Raw genomic sequence first — 18,635 nt, 5'->3', positions numbered from 1 at the left:
GGTTTCTATGTAAAATCAGAGAATGAACCGTAATTATTAGAGAACTACGAAAAAAAACTACTAAGTGATGCGAATTGTAAATTATTTAATTTGTTTTTAATTGAAATAAACGTTCCCGCATACGCACATAAAACAGGATCGCATGTCTGAAACTCCGCCGGTAACATTACGAAAGATCATTCACATTGACATGGATGCATTCTATGCGTCGGTTGAACAACGTGATTTTCCTGAGTACCGGGGCAAACCATTGGCCGTAGGAGGCTCTCCAACGGGTAGAGGAGTAGTAGCGACCGCCAGTTATGAAGCAAGAAAATTCGGCGTGAGGTCGGCGATGTCGTCCCGGAAAGCAATCCAGCTTTGTCCGGATATTATTTTTGTCTATCCAAGATTTGAAGTGTATAAATCCGTTTCGCGCAGTATCCGGGAAATTTTTTCCCGATATACGGATCTGATCGAACCCTTATCACTGGACGAAGCATTCCTGGATGTGACCGAGGATAAGTTACAGATCGGTTCTGCCATGGAGATCGCTTCCCAAATCAAAAAAGCGATCAAAGATGAATTAAATCTCACTGCTTCTGCCGGGGTTTCGGTTAACAAGTTCGTGGCCAAAATCGCATCGGACATTAACAAACCCGACGGGCTGACATTTGTTGGACCTTCCAAGGTGGAAAGTTTTATCAATAACCTTCCGGTTGAAAAGTTCTTTGGCGTAGGAAAGGTTACCGCCGACAAAATGAAAAGCATGCAGCTGTTTACAGGTGCGGATCTTAAAAAACTTTCAGAAAATGAGTTAGTAAAGCATTTTGGCAAGACTGGGCATTTCTTTTACAAAATCGTCAGAGGTATTGACAACCGCGAGGTGCAGACACACCGGGAAACCAAGTCGCTGGGTGCCGAAGACACATTTACGTACGACCTGACCACCCGGGAAGAAATGCATAAGGAACTGGACCGAATCGGAATGATCGTCTATAACCGCCTTACCAAAAACCAGTTGAAAGGGCGGACCATTACATTGAAAATTAAATATAGCGATTTCACTCAGATCACCCGAAACCTCTCCTTTGCTACGCCGGTAGGCGACATGGATACAATCACGGAAACTGCCAAGTCCCTGCTCGATAAGGTTGATCTGGCCGACAAACCCGTCAGGCTCCTCGGTATTTCGCTTTCTAATTTTCTGGAACCTGAAATCAGGTCCAGAAAGTACCGTGACCCTGAGCAGCTGGAACTGTTCCCTTGAAGCTAGGAACTATAAAAGCAATGCGTCGACCCTGTGCGCCTGCACTTTATTCTCGCATGGCGCCCACGAAAAAATCGTAAACCTGCCATCCTGAGAAGCGACCAATGCGATGGCGTCGCGCTGATCATAAACAAATTGGGCTGCCGACAAATGCCTCGTACCACCGTTTTGAACGGGATGTACCACCACTCCTTCATTGCCTATAATCGGCTCCGTTACCAGCATCTCCTCCACTGGCTGCCCTCCGGCTGCACGTCCTATCTTGGCTCCGAACGCCAGCAACTCGTAACTGTCATTGATAATGGTCGCACCGTCCACCGCCGTAAGCCCTGCCAGATTATTGATCGCCGAACTCAACTGACTTTGCCAGCTAATCGGATGCAGTTCGTTGATAAATTTACTATGCAGGTCAGCCAGTTCTGAAAAAGCAGGCTCCACATGATAAGTAATGGGGTGAATGATCGATTTGCGCCAGTTTTCTTTACCCTTCGGTACTACCAGCAAAATGCCGCCCCGTTCATGGCTACGCATCGAGACGGCAAGCTGAACGAGCAGATTGAGTGAATCATTCCACAAAGTAGAGGAAGTGAAGCCAATCATGGAATTGATCAGCGAGGGGCAATCCCTTACCTTTCCGCTCGCTTCATTAACGATCTTGACTTGATCACCTTTCAAAACCGCTACATTGACAAATTTCCCAAAACCATCGACCCTCCGATGCTTGATCACCAGCATACCCGGCTCGATCACTTCCAGCACGAAGCACAAACCCGGTATCACGCGTGTTGTTCCCCAGATCCTGAGCTCTCCATCTTCCAGCCACACGCCCAAATGAATCCCGGAACGCTCGACGGCAGGCGCAAGCTTGGTGAGCGTATTGGCAGTAAGGGATAATTTCTCACTAAATATCAGCGGGTGCTCGGCGCTTTCAGGCGGCAGAAAAGCAATGGATACTTTGGGTGATCTCCCCTCCTCTCTTCGCAGGCTTGCCCAGAAAGTGGTATCTATAATGGTCTCAATGATACGCGCATCAGGTTTGGGAGCGAGTTCTTGTTCATAGTGAACCTTTACCGAGTTATGGTGGCGCTCAAAATGGCCGGCAACAAACCCAGCAACCGAACGAGCTGCTTTGTAGGTAGTTACAGGAACTGTGTCGTGGGTCTGAATGTTTAAACGGGTATTATCAATCATTACAATGTGGTTTTATGCGCAAAATGCCAGGCTAAACTGATCAACAAAGTCTTTCTTTAAAAAGTTGGTGGAACATTCCGCGCTTTTAGATTCATGGTGACTCTCGCCATAATTTGTATACTTACCTGCGTATTTTTTTTCACACAACGAACATTTATTTTTTAATTCTGCGTTCACATTAGAAATTGATACAGAGGTATTTCCGTTTAATAAATAAATGGTCAATTTAAATTAATTACAAATTTTCAAAATTTTTTTCCAACCATTTTCCCCTAAGCGCATCTTATTACATGAAGCCGGATATACGATAGCCATGGAGCCAGCTCGCGAAAATAAAAAGGACGATAGTAATGATTGAACTGATAAATAATATATCTTGCCTGCAACGAAACCAGCATTTTTCAGGTACTGGAACACAAAATGGTTATAATCAAATAAAGTGTTTGGATAGTACTGAAAACAGCTTACCCATAATCTCTGAGAAGACCTAGTAGTCTCCGGACCTATTCTATTCCCCCCTCATCACTAAGATAAAGTTTGTAAGACAGGATCTGAGATCCTGAAAAAATTTTAGTGCCTAAACCAAAAAAGTTAACGTTTACAGTGCCTGCGTACCGCTCGAAGTGCTTGTGCTGTGACCAGCTCGAAACTGGCTCAATTATTGATATAAAGGCGTGGTTTTGCGCCTAAAACAATGAAGTAGGATTAACACCGTTTGAAATGCGGCTTATTTTTCTGGTTCTGACATTCAAATAACTAAAATTAGCATTATAGGAACACTATATACTCTACACTAAATTGTATAATTAATGAGAAGCATCTCAGTTGTAATTCCGAATTATAACGGAAAGCACTTATTCGAAAAGTATTTTGAGAATAATTACAAGATAATCAACGAGTTAGGAACAAACGTTCAGATCATTGTGGTCGATGATGCTTCCACAGATGATTCGGTGGCTTACCTTGAAAAACAGTATGGTAGCAACCTTACCATCATCCGCAAAGAGCAAAATTCGGGTTTCGCCCACACCTGTAACCTGGGTATCCAGCATGCTTCCAACGATCTTATTTTCCTTCTCAACACTGACGTAACGCTCGAAGAAGGCTATTTTGAAAAGCTATACAAATATTTTGAGCTAGAAGATACCTTCGGTGTCATGGGCCGGATTATCGGCATGAAAGACGACAACATTCTGGATGCGGCCAGGTCTCCACGGATTCTGGGCCGGAAAATAAAGCCTAATAACTTCTTTTATTTAAAGGATTCCGACGACAGTCTGACACCTACTTTTTATCTCTCCGGCGCTATTGCTTTGATGGATACGAAAAAGTTGAAAGAGATTGATGGTTTTAACGAAATGTTCAATCCCTATTACGGGGAAGATCAGGAAATGTCAATCCGGGCATGGAGATTAGGCTGGAAATGCTACTACGAGCACAATGCCGTGTGCCGTCATGAGGTTTCGGCTACTACGAAAGGTCACAAAAACCACTACTCCATCAAAAGGATCTATTTCCGCAACCGCTATTACATGCATCATCTGCATTTACAGGGAGCCGATCTGAAATTCTATCATGCTCAGGTCATTTTGAGTGATGTACTGCCCAGTATCCTCACCCTTCAGTTCTACAAAGCACAGGCTTACGTAGATTTTCTTAAAAATATGAGTGAACTGAAAGTGAAGAAGACTGCGTTTAAGAAGCAAATGAGTACGTATAAATCCACCATTGGTATCACCGACATCATCGAGAATATTCGTATCATGCTCAAATACAAGCAAGTCATTAAATTATAACCTCAAACTACACACTTTCCACCGATAAGCATTAATTTGCGTCCCCAACCGGAAGTTCTTTAATTTCCGGCTATTTTACTTTTAGGCATATGCAGTTATGCCATTTTTGGAATAATGAAAACATACTTCAGATTATTATCTTTTGCCCAACCCATTGCCAGATTTGCGTTTCCCTACATCGTTTTCACAGTTCTGGGGGTCATATTTAACACATTAAATCTGGCATTGCTCGCTCCCCTGCTCAGCACGCTCTTTACAACCCAGGGAGCGGAACTCATCGAAAAACCTGAAAGTTGGGTTGATGTTACAGGTTCTCTGAATTACTACGCACAACAGGTAAATCTTACCTATGGCGCGCATGGAGCGCTACAACTGGTCTGCGGGGTGATCGTAGGCTCGGTTCTTCTCTCCAATATATTCAAGTATTTTTCGCAGCGGGTCATGGAAAACCTGCGGATTCATACACTACTGAATTTGAGAAAAACCGTTTTCAACAATGTAATGAATATGCACGTCGGCTATTTCAGCAGCCAGAGAAAAGGCGACATCATTGCCAAAATTGCCTCAGACGTACAGGTAGTACAGTTTTCTGTCACGGGTACATTACAGGTAGTTTTCAAAGAGCCGCTGCAATTGATCGCGTACATCTTCATGCTCTTTGCCACTTCGGTAAAGCTTACCCTTTTTGCGATTCTGGTGATACCGGTATCCGCATTCCTGATTTCAAAAATTGTAAAAAGACTAAAAGAGCAGGCCACTCAGGCGCAACATCTTTTTGGGCTTATGATCAGTTACCTTGATGAGGCATTGTCGGGTATCAAAGTGATCAAGGCATTTAATGCTACTGAGGAAATAAAGGACAAATTCCATCAGGAAAACATCCGCTACTCAGAGTTGGGTAGAAAAATGGCGCGCAGGCAGCAGCTTAGTTCACCCGTTTCGGAATTCCTGGGTGTTACAATGGTAGCGATCATTGTACTCTACGGTGGTTCTCTTATTCTTGACAACCAGTCCGAGCTTAGCGTGTCCAAATTTGTGGCATACATCGCATTATTTTCGCAGGTAATGAGGCCGGCCAAAGCATTGACGGACTCTTTCAGCACTATTCACGCAGGTATCGCTGCTGGTGAACGTGTACTCGAACTGATTGATGAGAAACCTGAGATCAAGGACGCGCCGGATGCCATTGACATTCATGAATTCAACGACGCTATCAGGCTCGAAAATCTTTCTTTCGCCTATCCTTCCCGGCCGGTATTGAAAAATATCAATTTGATCATTCCAAAAGGTAAAACCGTCGCACTAGTCGGCCCGTCGGGTGGTGGAAAATCAACATTAATGGACCTGATACCCCGCTTTATCGATGCGCAGGAAGGAAGCGTGACGATCGACGGGATCAATTTGAAAAAGATCAAACAGGAATCGCTTTGGTCCATGTTCGGTTTCGTGAACCAGGAATCGATGCTTTTCAATGATACGATTTATCAGAACATTGCATTTGGTAATCCTGAGGCCACGATGGAGCAAGTTGAGGCTGCAGCCAGGGTCGCCAACGCTCACGAGTTCATTATGGATACTGAAAATGGCTATGATAGCAATATCGGCGACCGTGGAATGAAACTGTCGGGAGGCCAAAAGCAGCGCATTTGTATCGCCAGGGCAGTTCTAAAAAACCCGCCCATCATGCTTTTGGACGAAGCGACTTCCGCCCTGGACACTGAATCGGAAAAACTGGTGCAGGAAGCGCTGAACAATCTAATGCAAAACAGGACGTCGCTAGTCATTGCTCACAGGTTGAGCACCATTCAAAAGGCGGATACGATACTGGTTTTGGAGGATGGAAAAATTGTTGAACAGGGAAATCATTTGGAACTGATCGCCCACGAGGGTTTGTATAAGCGATTGATTGACATGCAGCAATTTACGGAAGCTTAAATGGAAGGTAAGCCGCTCATTTCCATCGCCTTGTGCACCTACAATGGCAGTGATTTTATCAAGGAACAACTGGACTCCATTCTTGATCAAAGCATCAATAACTGGGAAATCATCATTGTCGATGATTGCTCGCAAGACGAGACCCAGGCTATACTGAAATCGTATGCATTGCGTGACACAAGATTTATCATCCATTACAACGACAGCAATTTAGGCTATAACAAGAACTTCGAAAAAGCGCTGAAACTCTGTCAGGGAGAATTCATTGCGATTTGCGACCAGGACGATATCTGGGACAAGGATAAGTTAAAAATGCAGCTTGACGCAGTGAAAGAAAATCTACTGATTTACCACGATTCTGTCTTCATAGATCGCTCGGGTAAATCGATGGAAACTAAAATATCTGACAAATTCAACTTTTACCGGGGAGGCCGTCCCGAAGTGTTTTTGTATCTGAATTGTGTTTCAGGTCATAGCATTTTCATGAGAAATTCGGTTCTTCCGCTGGCATTACCATTTCCTGAAAAATTTCATTACGATCAATGGCTGGCTTACATTGCCACAACGCACGGTACCATTGACTTTGTTGATCAGGCGCTTGTCAGATATCGGCAGCATGGCAAGAACAATACGGATATACTCGCTTTGAAGTCGGTTTCAAAAAACAAGGATCAGAAATTGGAGGAGTTGGAAAGAGAAAGCGAATGGCTGTGGTTATGTGCTCAAAAAGCGAGCGGAGCAACCAAGGCCCTCATCACAAGGCTCTACACATTGAGTATTAAAAGAAATAAGTCGGTTGCTGGCATTTCCTACGGTCTCGCCATTTGGGACAATAAAGAATTATTAACCAGCCTGCTAAGAAAGTCTAACAAAAGTAAATTCTTTTGGATATTGAGGAAAATCTGGGGAGGCAAGACAAAGCAATGGTTATGAGCAAGTTAGTCAGCATTATCATTCCGTCATACAATTATGGTTTCGTCATTGACCAAACCCTTGACAATCTTCTCGACCAAAGTTATGAGAATTGGGAGGCTATCATTGTAGACGATGGCTCATCTGATAATACGAGTGAGATTGTCGGAAAATTTACCGCCAGGGACGCACGCATCAGTTATTTAGTACAGAAGAACAGTGGTGTTTCGGTAGCACGTAATTTGGGTTTCAAACATTCAAAAGGCGAGTACATTCAGTTTTTGGACGCTGACGATTTATTAAGCAAAGAAAAGCTGGCAATACAGGTTGCATTTATGGAACAACATCCTGACTGTGACATTTCTTATACCAATCACCTGTATTTTGAAACGGACAAGCCGGATATCGTCTACCCCGACTATGAAATGAACAATCATCACTGGCTCCCGAAGATCAATGCAGCTGGTTATGAGGTGGTGAATACATTAATTTATTCAAACATTGCGGTTGTTAGCAGCCCGATGCTACGTCGAAATACTGTTGAGAAAGTAAAAGGTTTTCCCGAATTCAGCAACTACACGGAAGATTGGGAATTCTGGTTTCTTTGTGCCGTTGAGGGCGCGCGTTACAGCTTTTGCGATGATGATGCCGCTAAAACATTAATCCGCATTCACCAAAGAAACACCAGCCGCAATATCCAGATCATGCAAGCCGGTGAATTACAGTTCAGGAAGCGAATGATAAATCGGATCAATGAATCGACTGTTCTCAGCCCGGATGAAAAGGAAAAATTGCTGGAAAGGAATGCCGCCAGCACGCAGAAACTTTACAAGTACATGATGTACCATGCAAACCTGGTCAGTATTCGTCAGCTGAAAATCTTACATGCCCTTGTTAACACGAAGACGTTTATTTCTTATTATTTCAAAGCGCTGAACTACAAGAGAAAGGCACTTTTCAAAAAATCCAGGTGATATGGCACCCACAGAAATTGACATTATAATTTTGAGCTATGCACGGAATGAGGAGCTCAAAAAAATCACATTGGACGGTATTGATAGCCTTGCTAAGTCAGAAGACCCGGAAAAGATCAAGTTCAATATCATTGTGATAGAATCTAATAAAAGCTTAAAACGGTATCAATACCCTCACTCGAAAACAGTTTACCCGTGGAAGAGATTTGGTTACCATCGTTATATGAACATTGGTATCGGAATGACCAAAAGTAAATATGTTTGCATTTGTAACAACGATCTGATATTCCATCAAGGCTGGGCGACCGAAATTTTAAAGGCTTTTGACGCAGATACAGAACTTTACAGCGCAAGCCCTGCGTGCAGTATTCACCATCCTGAACAGCGCATTGCGCTGGATGGCCGCGTGCATTATGGCTATGAAGTTAGAAAAGAGTTGATCGGCTGGTGTTTATTCTTCAAACGTGACATGCTAAAAATTACCGGAAAGCTTGATCCCTCTTTTAAATTTTGGTTCGCCGACAATGATTACAGCAATACACTCCAAAAATATGGCCTCAAACACGCCCTGGTAACTTCGTCCATCGTAGATCATTTGGAAAGCCGGACTTTGAAAACAAAAACGACAACCGAACAACTGGAACTCACCAGTCGTGAGCGGTTTTATTATGAATACAAATGGGGAGGCAGAAGCTATTTTTCCTACCTGAACCGGGTCAGAAAGTTTTACAAAGAACTCAAAAAGAATAGGTAGCAGGCTTCTTTTTCATTTTAAACAACCTGATCATCAATTTATAAGGAAAAGAAAATGTGGCTACCCGGGAATGCCGTGTTGTCCAGATCAATTTGATTAGCTCCCATTTTGAGTAGCGTTCCTGGTCCATACTTTGTTGTAGAAAAACTTCAAATGCGTCGCGTTCGACACGTTTCAAATGCGACTCCGGCACATTATCTGCATTCACTGGCAGCACTGCCGCCCACTTTTTGTGGACCTTCAAAATCTCGTCCATCCATAATTTGTCAAAATTCCCCTCGGAGAAATGTTTAAGGAGCAGTTCAAATGTGACCGCAGCTTCATATTCCCGACTGATCGAAATGCCAAAATCCAGGTCATAGCCATGAAACTTGGTTAGCAATTTTTCATCGAACGGGTATTTTAACGCAATGTGCTTTCTGGTGCAAAACCAGCAGCCATCTACACAAGCGACCTTCGACAATGCCTCATTTTTAGGGTTGCGGTAATCGAGCATTTCGGCTTTCCCGCTATGCTTGTAACCCTGAATCAGGTTGCAGTAAAAACCACCGTTTTCTTGCAGATAGTAATTATACCAGCTGGAAGGCGCCAGGGACTTATAGCCACCACCGGCTATTCCTAGTAATCCTATTTCGTTATTTGCATCAAATATCTCCAAAACCTTCCCGCCCCACCCTTCCGTCTTCATTTCAATGTCCTCATGCATAAAGCACAGCACATCATATTGCGCTGCACGTGCGCCTTCGTTGTAAACTTCACAAATCCCCTTTTGTCCGTCGCTATTGTCAAAAGCGATGATTTCATGAGGCACACCGACGGTTCTGCTGATGTTGTCTTTAACTTGCAAAAGATCAGCCGCATTCGCAGAGCAGATTATAATGGATATCATTTAACTAGTAAAAAAGGAGCTTCGCAAAGTTAGAATTTTAAGTAGAAACGGCACCCTATCCGTATTTTATAACCATTAATTCACTTAGAGAAGCGTTTATGAACCGTTTGTTTTTTGTTCTGTTACTTGTCGTCCACACCAGCGTCTTTGGCCAGGTCAAACTAGCCCGTTTATTTTCAGATCATGTGGTGCTGCAACGTCAGAAACCCATTCCGGTTTGGGGCTGGGCTACCGCTGGCGAAAAAGTAACTGTAACCCTGGCAGGACAGACTGCCAATGCAAAAGCAGACGCTTCCGGTAAGTGGATCGTGAGGATCAACGCTTTGGAAGCCGGCGGGCCACATACGCTCAATGTCACTGCTAAATCCGGCAAGGCGACCGTCAATGATGTGTTGATAGGCGAGGTTTGGCTTTGCTCGGGGCAATCGAATATGGAATGGCCGGTATCGGCTGCCAAAAATTTCAGCACTGAAAAACAAAATGCAGACTACCCGCAAATTCGCCATTTCAAAGTGGATCATGAAGTAACATTGCAACCTGAAAAAGACCTTAAAACAGGGGAATGGAAAATCGCTTCCTCTGAAACTGTTGGTGGATTTACAGCCATCGGCTTCTTTTTTGCAAGAGAATTATATCAGAAACTAAAAATACCTGTCGGCATATTGCATTCTTCCTGGGGAGGCTCACAGGTAGAGGGCTGGATCAGCAAAGAGGCTATGCTTACCGACGAAGGCCTGAAATCCTACGCCGAGCATTTGCCGCAAACATGGCAGGATGCGGACCTGATTATGGATACCAAACTCAGAAAGCAATTATTTAAAAATGCCGCGTTCACACCGTCTGTCGATGATGAAAAAAAATATGTAAGTGGTGCCACTGACTTTTCTGCCTGGCAAAAAACCGCTGATCCGGTAGGACAGTGGGACTGGAAAGGATTGATGGGTTTCCGTGGAATTGGATTCATGGCCAAAGAAATTACATTGACAGCCGATGTCGCCGCCAAACAAACCATTCTGTCGCTTTCCGAAAATGACAGTCCGAATGAGATTTACATTAATGGTAAACTCGTAAGTCAGGGCGCGGTGAAAGGTGTAAAAAAGATTACCGTCCCTGCTAATACCTGGAAAGAGGGAAAAAACCAGCTCGTGATCAAGCTGGGCAATCAAGTAGCCACTTCCTGGTTTGGTCCCGGACTGATAGGCTCTGCCAATGATATCTACATAGAGGACGGCGGCACTAAAATCAGCCTGGCAAAAGATTGGATGCTGATGCCTTCCTTCGCTGAAAAACATGAATTCGCTCACCTGATGAACAATGTGGGCACCAGCATTTACAACGCTATGATCGTGCCATTGATCCCATTTGGCATCCGCGGGGCATTATGGTATCAGGGTGAAAGCAATGCAGGCCGTGCATACCAGTACCGCCAGTCTTTTCCTTTGATGATCAATGACTGGCGCAAATTATGGAATGACGAATTTTCGTTTTACTGGGTACAACTTTCCAGTTTCGGCCAAGAAAACGACAGTAACAAAGGCAGCAACTGGGGAGAACTTCGCGAAGCGCAAAACATGACCCTTAGCCTACCAAAAACAGGTATGGCTGTCTCAACGGATGTTGGAAACCCGAACGACATTCACCCTACTAATAAGCAGGATGTCGCCCACAGATTAGCCACCAACGCATTGAAACTGGATTATGGCCAGAACATTCCCTACGCATCGCCATTATACGACAAGGTTCAGTTCGAGGAAGGTAAGGCGATTGTTTCGTTCAAAAACGCAGAAAACGGACTGATCGTAAAAGATAAATATGGTTATCTCAAAGGTTTTGAAATCGCCGGGGACGACAAGGTCTTCTATTACGCCCAGGCCGTGATCAAAGGAAATACCGTTGTGGTTTCGCATCCGAAAGTTACCAAACCCGCCTCCGTAAGGTATGCATGGTCGGATGCTCCTGAGGATGCTAATCTTTACAGTACCGATGGTTTTCCGGCAAGTGGTTTCAGAAGTGATACCTGGCCTGGAATCACTGTTAGCAGTAAATTTGAATAAGAGATACGTTTTACATAATTAACCCCAAAGGGCTGAAAGTATTATAGCCTGAACAATAATTCCAATTTTCAAAAAGCCCGAGGGGCTGATATTACTATTACCGAGGGAATCTGATTACTTTAACATTACTTAACTTACACACACAATGTCAGGTACATTTTCACAAGTTTACATTCAAGTAGTATTCGCCGTTAAGGGTCGGGAGAATTTAATTGCCAAAACATGGAAAGATGATTTACACCAGTATATGGCAGGCATTGTTAGGGGTAAGGAGCAAAAGTCCATCATAGTTAACGGTGCAGCGGATCACGTACATTTATTCATTGGTCTGCGCCCTTCAATGGCTATTTCTGACTTGGTTCGTGACGTAAAGAACAATTCATCCAACTTTATCAATTCAAAAAAATTTGTTCCCAGTAAATTCTCCTGGCAAGAAGGTTACGGATCATTTTCCTACGGCCACTCGCAAATCGAATCCGTTTATAACTACATCCTAAATCAGGAGGCACACCATCAAAAGAAGACTTTTAAAGAAGAGTATCTAGGAATGTTAAAGAAATTTGAAATTGAATATAATGAGAAATATCTATTTGAATGGATCTAGTAGTAGTTGTATTGATTAATTCTGTCACCCGTCCCGGGTTCTAAATTGATCTGCCGATTTTTCTCTATAATACTTACAGCCCGTCGGGCTTTCGTCTTCATTCATATATCCTTATCAATGTTCAAACCCATAATTTGCTGCATCGCAGCTTCCGCATTGCTGCTATCGGGCGCACGGAATGTATCTGATGATAAAAAAGACGAATGGACCGAATACCTGGGTGGCCCAGATCGGAACCACTACTCCTCACTGACTCAGATTAATCCTGAAAATGTAAAAACCCTCAAAGTCGCATGGACTTACGCCATGCCCGATTCGGGACAGACTCAGGTGAATCCGATCATCGTGGACGGCGTTTTGTACGGCGTTACAGCAGCTGTTCAGGCATTTGCATTGGATGCCGCCACCGGTAAGCAGATCTGGCTTTTTGGTGATAAATCAAAAAACGGATCTAATACCAGCCGCGGCCTTACCTATTGGAGTGAAGGTAATGACAAGAGGATTCTGCATGCAATGGGAGCCTACTTGTATGCGCTGGACGCACGTACGGGGAAAGTCATTGACAGTTTTGGCGACCATGGTAAAATTGACCTGCATACCGGCTTACCCGAAATTGCCAAAACAAAATACATGGTTTCCAATACGCCCGGGACGATTTTTGAAGATCTGATCATTATGCCGCTGCGCCTTTCAGAAGATTCTGACGCTGCGCCTGGGGACCTCAGAGCATTTAACGTAAAAACAGGAAAATTGGAATGGACTTTTCACACCATTCCCTATCCGGGCGAATTCGGCTATGAAACCTTCCCGCCTGACGCTTATAAAAATACTTTCACAGGCGCTGCCAATAACTGGGCTGGAACTGCAATCGATCGCAAGCGCGGCATTCTATATGTACCCACGGGCTCGGCAGGATATGACTTCTATGGCGCAAAAAGAAAGGGTACCAACCTGTTTGCCAACTCGTTACTAGCACTCGACGCCCGTACCGGTAAGCGTATATGGCATTTTCAGACCATGCACCACGATATTTGGGACCGTGATTTGCCTGCACCTCCAAACCTGATCACTGTTACTCAAAAAGGCCCAGACGGTCGACCCAGAAAGATCGACGCCGTTGCACAGGTTAGTAAGCAGGGTTATGTCTTTGTTTTCGACCGTGTGACAGGAAAACCGCTTTTTCCAATCAAAGAGGTTACTGCGCCGAAAACAGCTTTGCCTGGAGAATTCCCATGGCCTAGCCAACCGATTCCTAGCAAGCCTGCGCCATACGCACGCCAGGCGTACACATTGACGGAGAAGGATATCAGCCCATATGCTCCTGATAAAGATTCATTGATGATTAAATTCAAAGGGTATAAAAAGGAGCTTTTTGCAGCGCCGAGTAAAGAAGGAACGGTGATCTTGCCCGGTTTTGATGGCGGTGCTGAGTGGGGAGGTGCGGCAGCAGATCCTGACGAGGGCATCCTGTATGTGAACAGCAATGAAATGGCCTGGATCCTGACCATGAAAGATACACCCAAAGAAAGTGAACTTTCGAATCTCAGTCCCGGGGAAAAAGTGTACACCACCTATTGCGTTACCTGTCACGGGCCACAACGCAGAGGCAATGCTAAAAGTGGCTATCCGTCGTTAGTTGACATAGGAACGCGGCGCGACAGGCCATTTGTAAGACAGCTGATCACTTCCGGAAAAGGTATGATGCCAGGCTTTACCATGCTTACGTCGGATGAAAAGCAGGCTTTGGTCTCATTTCTTTTTGGTGATGAAAAAGTGGAAGCTGTATCTGCTACCCCAGCTTCGAAAAAGGTATATCTGCCTTACCAAAGCACAGGTTATAATAAGTTTCTGGATGCGAATGGTCTTCCTGCCATTTCACCACCCTGGGGAACATTGAATGCCATTAATTTGAACACGGGAGAATATTTATGGAAAATACCTTTTGGAGAAGTGGAGTCGTTGAAATCAAAAGGAGTACCTACTACCGGAACAGAAAATTACGGAGGGCCTGTAGTAACAGCAAGCGGCCTGCTTTTCATTGCAGCTACCAAGGACGGCAAGTTCAGGGCTTTTGATAAAAAGACAGGTAAACTCTTATGGGAAACTACGCTTCCTGCTGCCGGATTTGCCACACCGTCAACCTATCAGGTCAATGGCAAGCAGTACGTGGTTATTGCCTGCGGAGGAACCAAACTGGGAACAAAAAAAGGAAATAAGTACGTGGCTTTCGCTTTGGAATAATCAGACTGTCTCAATCCATTCTAGCATCTTTTTGCGCCCTTGTTCATCAGGGATCTTCCCCAGTCCTGCGCCGATGTTATCCAGTAAATGTTTAACATCGGACGTCCCGGGTATCACACAGGTAACTGCCTGATGACCGATAATGTATTTTAGAAAGAACTGCGCCCAGGTTTTAATGTCATAGTCGCTAGCCCAGGCCGGCAATTCCTTTCCTTTGACTGCCCGAAATAATGCGCCTTGTTCGAACGGTTCGTTGATAATCACAGCAACGCCGTTATCTCTTGCCGCATCAAGAAGGCTTCTTTCTGCATTACGCGACCGGATCGAGTAGTTAAACTGAACAAAATCAACGGCTTTGGATTTCACAATCTGTTCCAGGCGCGAATGCGCCGAGTCTGTGTAATGGGTAATGCCTATGTATTTTACTTTCCCTTGTTGCTTCCAGTCGTTTAGCGTTTTCAAATGAGTTTGCCAGTCCTGTAAATTGTGAACTTGCATCAGATCCATTTTGCTGCGTCCCATTTTTTTAAACGAATCATTCATCTGCTCGATCCCTTGCTGCTTACCTGTGGTCCAGACTTTGGTAGCAAAGAAAAACTGATCATTCAACTTCACTTCTTTCGTCAGATCGCCAATTACTTCCTCCGCGCGTCCATACATAGGTGAGGCATCGATTACTTTTCCGCCAGCTTCCTGCATTTTGATCAGTACTTCCTTCAAAGGCGTCCGCTCCGCTGAGCTTGAACCAACATCGAACTGCTGCCAGGAGCCTAGTCCAACAACGGGCAATGTCTCTCCCGACACAGGTATTTTTCTCTGTAAAAGCATGGGTTGGTTATTTTCGGCAAGGGTCGACAACGGGTTGAGCAGCAAAGTGCCGCTTGCGGCAGCGAGGACTTGTAAAACTTCCCGTCTTGAAAAAAGATGCTCCATTGGTTCAGATTAGCTGTTTTTGCTCTGACAAGTTACACAACAAATCATTAAAACTAAGGATAAAACCGCACTAAAGAGAAAAGGAGCCAGGTCTGAGCCTGACTCCTTTTACTTAACCTTCACACCAAATCTAAATCTACTACTTTTTCTCAATGGTCACATTTACCTTATAATCTTCCAGTTTAGGTGACTGTGTTGTCTCCGGATAAGGAAGCACTTCGCTCACTTTGAGCAGGTAAGTCTGGCCGCTTAATGTAAATGTCTGATAGTCGGTTTTACGATCTCCCTTATAAGTGACATTAACATCTGTCTGACTGGAAGCATCAGACACATTGAACTTCATTACAGCACTGCCCATTTGGATACAAACTGCATTTTTCGGGCAACGGCTGTCGGTAATTTCCTGTAAATCAACTTTCAGATCCGAGCCTGATGCCGCCACGGTAGTCATCTGCCGATAAGGTACGCTTGTGGTTTTCAGTTCAACTTGAGGGGTAGCATCCTGTTTCTGGTCGCAGGCAACTGCCGCTACCCAGATTAGTGCAAATAGAATTGTTTTTTTCATGACATAGTGGTTGTTAAATTTAATATAAGGATACAAGCGGGTTAAAAAAGGTTGTAACCATTTTTGAAAATTTTGATTTTTTGCTTCTTTAATATCACTATTCCCCAGACCTCTATACGTAATTCAAAAAATACCCTGAAATTCTTAAACTGATGATCAAATCTTAACGGATAGTTAATGTTCGAGGACTATATTTGGTTCTATAAACCGTTTCTTGAAAGACAATGATTTGGTATGAAGAAGAAGTCGTCAGGGTAGAAAAGGAATTTTCTAAACTAACATATCAACCTGAAACTGTGTTTTATGGAAGTTCCAGCTTTACTTTATGGGCTACGCTCTACCAGGATTTTGCAGACTTAAAACCTGTCAACCTCGGTTTCGGTGGGTCTACCCTGGCCGCATGCTCCTGGTTTTTTGACAGACTGCTTGCCCCGGTTGTTTCGGCCAAGGCCATTATCATTTACGCAGGCGACAATGACCTGGGGGATGGACGTGAGCCAGCAGAAGTTTGCCTTTTCTATCGTCAATTAATTTCACAGATCAGGAACAGCTTCGGTAGCATTCCTGTGTATTTCATCTCGGTCAAACCCAGCTTGCAGCGATGGGAAATTATTGACCGTATCAAGCTGACCAACTCTTTGATCCGGGAAGAAGTTAGCAAAGACGATTTTCAGCATTATATAGATATTTTCCCGTCAATGGTCAACTATCAGGGCTACCCGCGAAAATCCCTGTTTGAAGCAGACGGACTGCACCTAAGCAGCGATGGGTACGCATTGTGGAGGAAATTAATACTTCAAACTATGAATATCCCGGTCGGCACCGAGGAACTATCAAAAGCACCATAACTCAACTGGTCATGGAAAGAGCATATCACAAATGGTTCAGTCCAATTTTAGAAAGGTTTATGGAAATATTGGTCTTCGGCCAGTCCGGTACACCAGTCATCTTTTTCCCGACCCGTTCCGCGCATTTTTATGATTTTGAGAACTGGAAGATCATCGATGCGTTGAAACCTAAGATCGAAGCAGGGGAAATCCAGGTTTATTGTGTTGATAGCATTGATTGTGAAAGCTTTTATTCCAAGTCAGCTCCCGTGCAACGTATCGCCCGACATTTGCAGTACGAAAAGTACATTCTGCGGGAGGTAGTTCCTTTTATCAGAAAACAGAATAAAAAAAAGGGATTGATCGCTGCCGGATGCAGCCTGGGTGGTTATCACGCGGTCAATATTGCATTGAAGCATCCGACTATTTTTACCAAGGTTGTCGGCATGAGTGCCCGCTACGATCTGACGCAGCCCCTACCCTTTTTCGCAGACCTGTTTGACGGATATTTCGATGAGGATATTTATTACAACATGCCTAATCATTTCATACCAAAAATTTCAGACCCCGGGCTACTCAGGCAACTCCGGAAGATGGACATTACACTGGTAATTGGCCGGGAGGATACCTTCCTGGATAACAACCAGCACCTGAGCCATTCTTTAAATCTGATCCAGGTACCACATCAGCTGTATGTGTGGGATGAAGAGGCGCATCGGCCACGTTATTGGCGTGAAATGGTCAAAATCTATCTTTGATCGCCGTACTACCCGGTCAGTTTCACAAAACCCAATGCGCCATGCGGGTTGCTTGTCAGCAGCAGCATTTGCTCAGATGGGTGCAAAACCATTCTGTCTATGGCAAATGGTACAACTAGTGAATCCATTTTTTCCGTTTTCTCTCCAAGCTTAAACAAGTCAATCCCGTGCATTCCTTTGTTAATGATCAGGTAGTCCCGCAAAACAGCGAAAGATTTAGCAGCGGTTTGAATGGTTGAAATTTCGGAATAGGCGCCTGCTTTCCATGCGTATATTTTCAGGTAACCCATCCCGCAGGCAAGCAAGGTGTTTCCATCGTGTGCAAAACCAACTTGGTAGAGAGGCTTTTGTAGATTATCAATTTTTAAGGTTTTGCCAAAACCATTCTCATCAAAATACTGGCCATAAATCTCACCATAATTGGTTCCATAAACGATCAGATTCAGGTTCGTATGCAGATGAGCGTGTGCTGGGGCTTTTCCTTTCGTTTTGACCGTTCCCACACTTTTTAATGTGTTACCATCCATTTTACCGATTGAAATGGATTTACTCCCGAATGTGACAATACTTCCGTTATGCGCAAGCAATGGTAAGTCGCGATCAATGGGGCCATAGCGATTAACCATTTCGAGCAGTGAAGCGGACCCTGCCGGTGAATCGATGCTGTCATAAGCTTCCTTACCCAGCAGGTTGAAACCAGAGATTCCCAGCGAGCTGATTTCGTCATAGAGATGGTCGGGCAGTCGCTTATCATAAATTCCTTTCATCTGATATGCCTCTTCCTGATCAGCGGTTTCAGCAATTGTTTGGATTGCCAAATCATTGTGAGCTTCAATGCAGACTACTTTCCACCGATCCGTGATGAAAAAACCCCGGTCTTTTTCAGAAATCCAGATTGCCTGGTCCTTGCCGTCATCAGTAGATTGAATGACTTTTATCCAATGAAGTTTCAT

At 44.2% G+C, this 18,635-nt stretch carries 16 protein-coding genes; 11 read left to right on the top strand and 5 right to left on the bottom strand.

The annotated features are described in order from the left end of the window. Window positions 1–142: 142 nt before the first annotated feature. Window positions 143–1,249: a DNA polymerase IV gene (dinB, locus tag ABIO93_RS30920; RefSeq protein WP_348073903.1), complete on the top strand. Its 1,107-nt coding sequence runs from the start codon at window positions 143–145 to the stop codon at window positions 1,247–1,249. A gap of 9 nt (window positions 1,250–1,258) precedes the next feature. Here the strand turns inward: dinB and ABIO93_RS30915 are convergent, their stop codons facing one another. Then, the gene (locus tag ABIO93_RS30915; RefSeq protein ID WP_348073902.1) at window positions 1,259–2,440 is read right to left on the bottom strand and encodes a putative sensor domain DACNV-containing protein; all 1,182 of its coding nucleotides are present in this window, start codon (window positions 2,438–2,440) and stop codon (window positions 1,259–1,261) included. Between the two features lie 809 nt (window positions 2,441–3,249). Here ABIO93_RS30915 and ABIO93_RS30910 point away from each other — a divergent pair. The 5 genes from ABIO93_RS30910 to ABIO93_RS30890 all read left to right on the top strand — a co-directional run bounded on the left by ABIO93_RS30910 (window position 3,250) and on the right by ABIO93_RS30890 (window position 8,811). Then, on the top strand, window positions 3,250–4,236 hold the full coding sequence (locus ABIO93_RS30910; protein ID WP_348073901.1) for a glycosyltransferase family 2 protein: 987 nt from the start codon (window positions 3,250–3,252) through the stop codon (window positions 4,234–4,236). Window positions 4,237–4,350: 114 nt separating this feature from the next. Further along, window positions 4,351–6,171 carry an ABC transporter ATP-binding protein gene (locus tag ABIO93_RS30905; RefSeq protein ID WP_348073900.1) on the top strand — a complete coding sequence of 607 codons (1,821 nt, stop codon included), beginning with the start codon at window positions 4,351–4,353 and terminating at the stop codon, window positions 6,169–6,171. Next, on the top strand, window positions 6,172–7,104 hold the full coding sequence (locus ABIO93_RS30900; protein ID WP_348073899.1) for a glycosyltransferase family 2 protein: 933 nt from the start codon (window positions 6,172–6,174) through the stop codon (window positions 7,102–7,104). After that, on the top strand, window positions 7,101–8,057 hold the full coding sequence (locus ABIO93_RS30895) for a glycosyltransferase family 2 protein (protein WP_348073898.1): 957 nt from the start codon (window positions 7,101–7,103) through the stop codon (window positions 8,055–8,057). Before ABIO93_RS30900 ends, ABIO93_RS30895 begins: the two co-directional genes overlap by 4 nt. 1 nt (window position 8,058) lies before the next feature. After that, window positions 8,059–8,811: a glycosyltransferase gene (locus tag ABIO93_RS30890; RefSeq protein ID WP_348073897.1), complete on the top strand. Its 753-nt coding sequence runs from the start codon at window positions 8,059–8,061 to the stop codon at window positions 8,809–8,811. Here the strand turns inward: ABIO93_RS30890 and ABIO93_RS30885 are convergent. After that, window positions 8,795–9,700, bottom strand: a complete 906-nt coding sequence (locus ABIO93_RS30885; protein ID WP_348073896.1) for a glycosyltransferase — start codon at window positions 9,698–9,700, stop codon at window positions 8,795–8,797. The genes ABIO93_RS30890 and ABIO93_RS30885 overlap by 17 nt on opposite strands. Window positions 9,701–9,798: 98 nt before the next feature. Between ABIO93_RS30885 and ABIO93_RS30880 the strand changes: the two genes are divergently transcribed. The 3 genes from ABIO93_RS30880 to ABIO93_RS30870 all read left to right on the top strand — a co-directional run bounded on the left by ABIO93_RS30880 (window position 9,799) and on the right by ABIO93_RS30870 (window position 14,599). Then, a complete protein-coding gene (locus tag ABIO93_RS30880) occupies window positions 9,799–11,754 on the top strand; it encodes a sialate O-acetylesterase (protein ID WP_348073895.1) in 1,956 nt (651 codons plus the stop codon). Window positions 11,755–11,899: 145 nt separating this feature from the next. Continuing rightward, entirely contained in the window at window positions 11,900–12,358 is a 459-nt protein-coding gene (gene tnpA / locus ABIO93_RS30875; RefSeq protein WP_348073894.1) for an IS200/IS605 family transposase, read from the top strand. Between the two features lie 117 nt (window positions 12,359–12,475). Then, window positions 12,476–14,599 (top strand): PQQ-binding-like beta-propeller repeat protein, encoded by a 2,124-nt coding sequence (locus ABIO93_RS30870; protein WP_348073893.1) that lies wholly within the window; start codon window positions 12,476–12,478, stop codon window positions 14,597–14,599. Here ABIO93_RS30870 and ABIO93_RS30865 read toward each other — a convergent pair whose 3' ends face one another. After that, on the bottom strand, window positions 14,600–15,532 hold the full coding sequence (locus ABIO93_RS30865) for an aldo/keto reductase (RefSeq protein WP_348073892.1): 933 nt from the start codon (window positions 15,530–15,532) through the stop codon (window positions 14,600–14,602). Between the two features lie 139 nt (window positions 15,533–15,671). After that, window positions 15,672–16,097 (bottom strand): hypothetical protein, encoded by a 426-nt coding sequence (locus ABIO93_RS30860; protein WP_348073891.1) that lies wholly within the window; start codon window positions 16,095–16,097, stop codon window positions 15,672–15,674. A 224-nt stretch (window positions 16,098–16,321) separates the two neighbouring features. Between ABIO93_RS30860 and ABIO93_RS30855 the strand changes: the two genes are divergently transcribed. Further along, on the top strand, window positions 16,322–16,945 hold the full coding sequence (locus tag ABIO93_RS30855; protein WP_348073890.1) for a GDSL-type esterase/lipase family protein: 624 nt from the start codon (window positions 16,322–16,324) through the stop codon (window positions 16,943–16,945). Between the two features lie 59 nt (window positions 16,946–17,004). Further along, the gene (locus ABIO93_RS30850; RefSeq protein WP_348073889.1) at window positions 17,005–17,682 is read left to right on the top strand and encodes an alpha/beta fold hydrolase; all 678 of its coding nucleotides are present in this window, start codon (window positions 17,005–17,007) and stop codon (window positions 17,680–17,682) included. An 8-nt stretch (window positions 17,683–17,690) separates the two neighbouring features. On the opposite strand, the gene ABIO93_RS30845 is transcribed toward ABIO93_RS30850, so the two are convergent. Next, on the bottom strand, window positions 17,691–18,635 hold the full coding sequence (locus ABIO93_RS30845; protein WP_348073888.1) for a hypothetical protein: 945 nt from the start codon (window positions 18,633–18,635) through the stop codon (window positions 17,691–17,693).

The sequence above is a fragment of the Dyadobacter sp. genome (assembly GCF_039919315.1).
GTDB lineage: Bacteria > Bacteroidota > Bacteroidia > Cytophagales > Spirosomataceae > Dyadobacter.
The sequence above is the reverse complement of the archived record's forward strand: the minus strand, read 5'-3'. Positions and strand labels throughout refer to the sequence as shown.

Bases quoted from the DNA above. Each gene is read 5' to 3' on its own strand.
- ABIO93_RS30915 (WP_348073902.1), bottom strand. From the start codon at position 2,440: ATGATTGATAATACCCGTTTAAACATTCAGACCCACGACACAGTTCCT.
- tnpA (WP_348073894.1), top strand. From the start codon at position 11,900: ATGTCAGGTACATTTTCACAAGTTTACATTCAAGTAGTATTCGCCGTT.
- ABIO93_RS30905 (WP_348073900.1), top strand. From the start codon at position 4,351: ATGAAAACATACTTCAGATTATTATCTTTTGCCCAACCCATTGCCAGA.
- ABIO93_RS30870 (WP_348073893.1), top strand. From the start codon at position 12,476: ATGTTCAAACCCATAATTTGCTGCATCGCAGCTTCCGCATTGCTGCTA.
- ABIO93_RS30845 (WP_348073888.1), bottom strand. From the start codon at position 18,635: ATGAAACTTCATTGGATAAAAGTCATTCAATCTACTGATGACGGCAAG.
- ABIO93_RS30860 (WP_348073891.1), bottom strand. From the start codon at position 16,097: ATGAAAAAAACAATTCTATTTGCACTAATCTGGGTAGCGGCAGTTGCC.
- ABIO93_RS30910 (WP_348073901.1), top strand. From the start codon at position 3,250: ATGAGAAGCATCTCAGTTGTAATTCCGAATTATAACGGAAAGCACTTA.
- ABIO93_RS30855 (WP_348073890.1), top strand. From the start codon at position 16,322: ATGATTTGGTATGAAGAAGAAGTCGTCAGGGTAGAAAAGGAATTTTCT.
- dinB (WP_348073903.1), top strand. From the start codon at position 143: ATGTCTGAAACTCCGCCGGTAACATTACGAAAGATCATTCACATTGAC.
- ABIO93_RS30895 (WP_348073898.1), top strand. From the start codon at position 7,101: ATGAGCAAGTTAGTCAGCATTATCATTCCGTCATACAATTATGGTTTC.
- ABIO93_RS30865 (WP_348073892.1), bottom strand. From the start codon at position 15,532: ATGGAGCATCTTTTTTCAAGACGGGAAGTTTTACAAGTCCTCGCTGCC.
- ABIO93_RS30900 (WP_348073899.1), top strand. From the start codon at position 6,172: ATGGAAGGTAAGCCGCTCATTTCCATCGCCTTGTGCACCTACAATGGC.
- ABIO93_RS30885 (WP_348073896.1), bottom strand. From the start codon at position 9,700: ATGATATCCATTATAATCTGCTCTGCGAATGCGGCTGATCTTTTGCAA.
- ABIO93_RS30850 (WP_348073889.1), top strand. From the start codon at position 17,005: ATGGAAATATTGGTCTTCGGCCAGTCCGGTACACCAGTCATCTTTTTC.
- ABIO93_RS30890 (WP_348073897.1), top strand. From the start codon at position 8,059: ATGGCACCCACAGAAATTGACATTATAATTTTGAGCTATGCACGGAAT.
- ABIO93_RS30880 (WP_348073895.1), top strand. From the start codon at position 9,799: ATGAACCGTTTGTTTTTTGTTCTGTTACTTGTCGTCCACACCAGCGTC.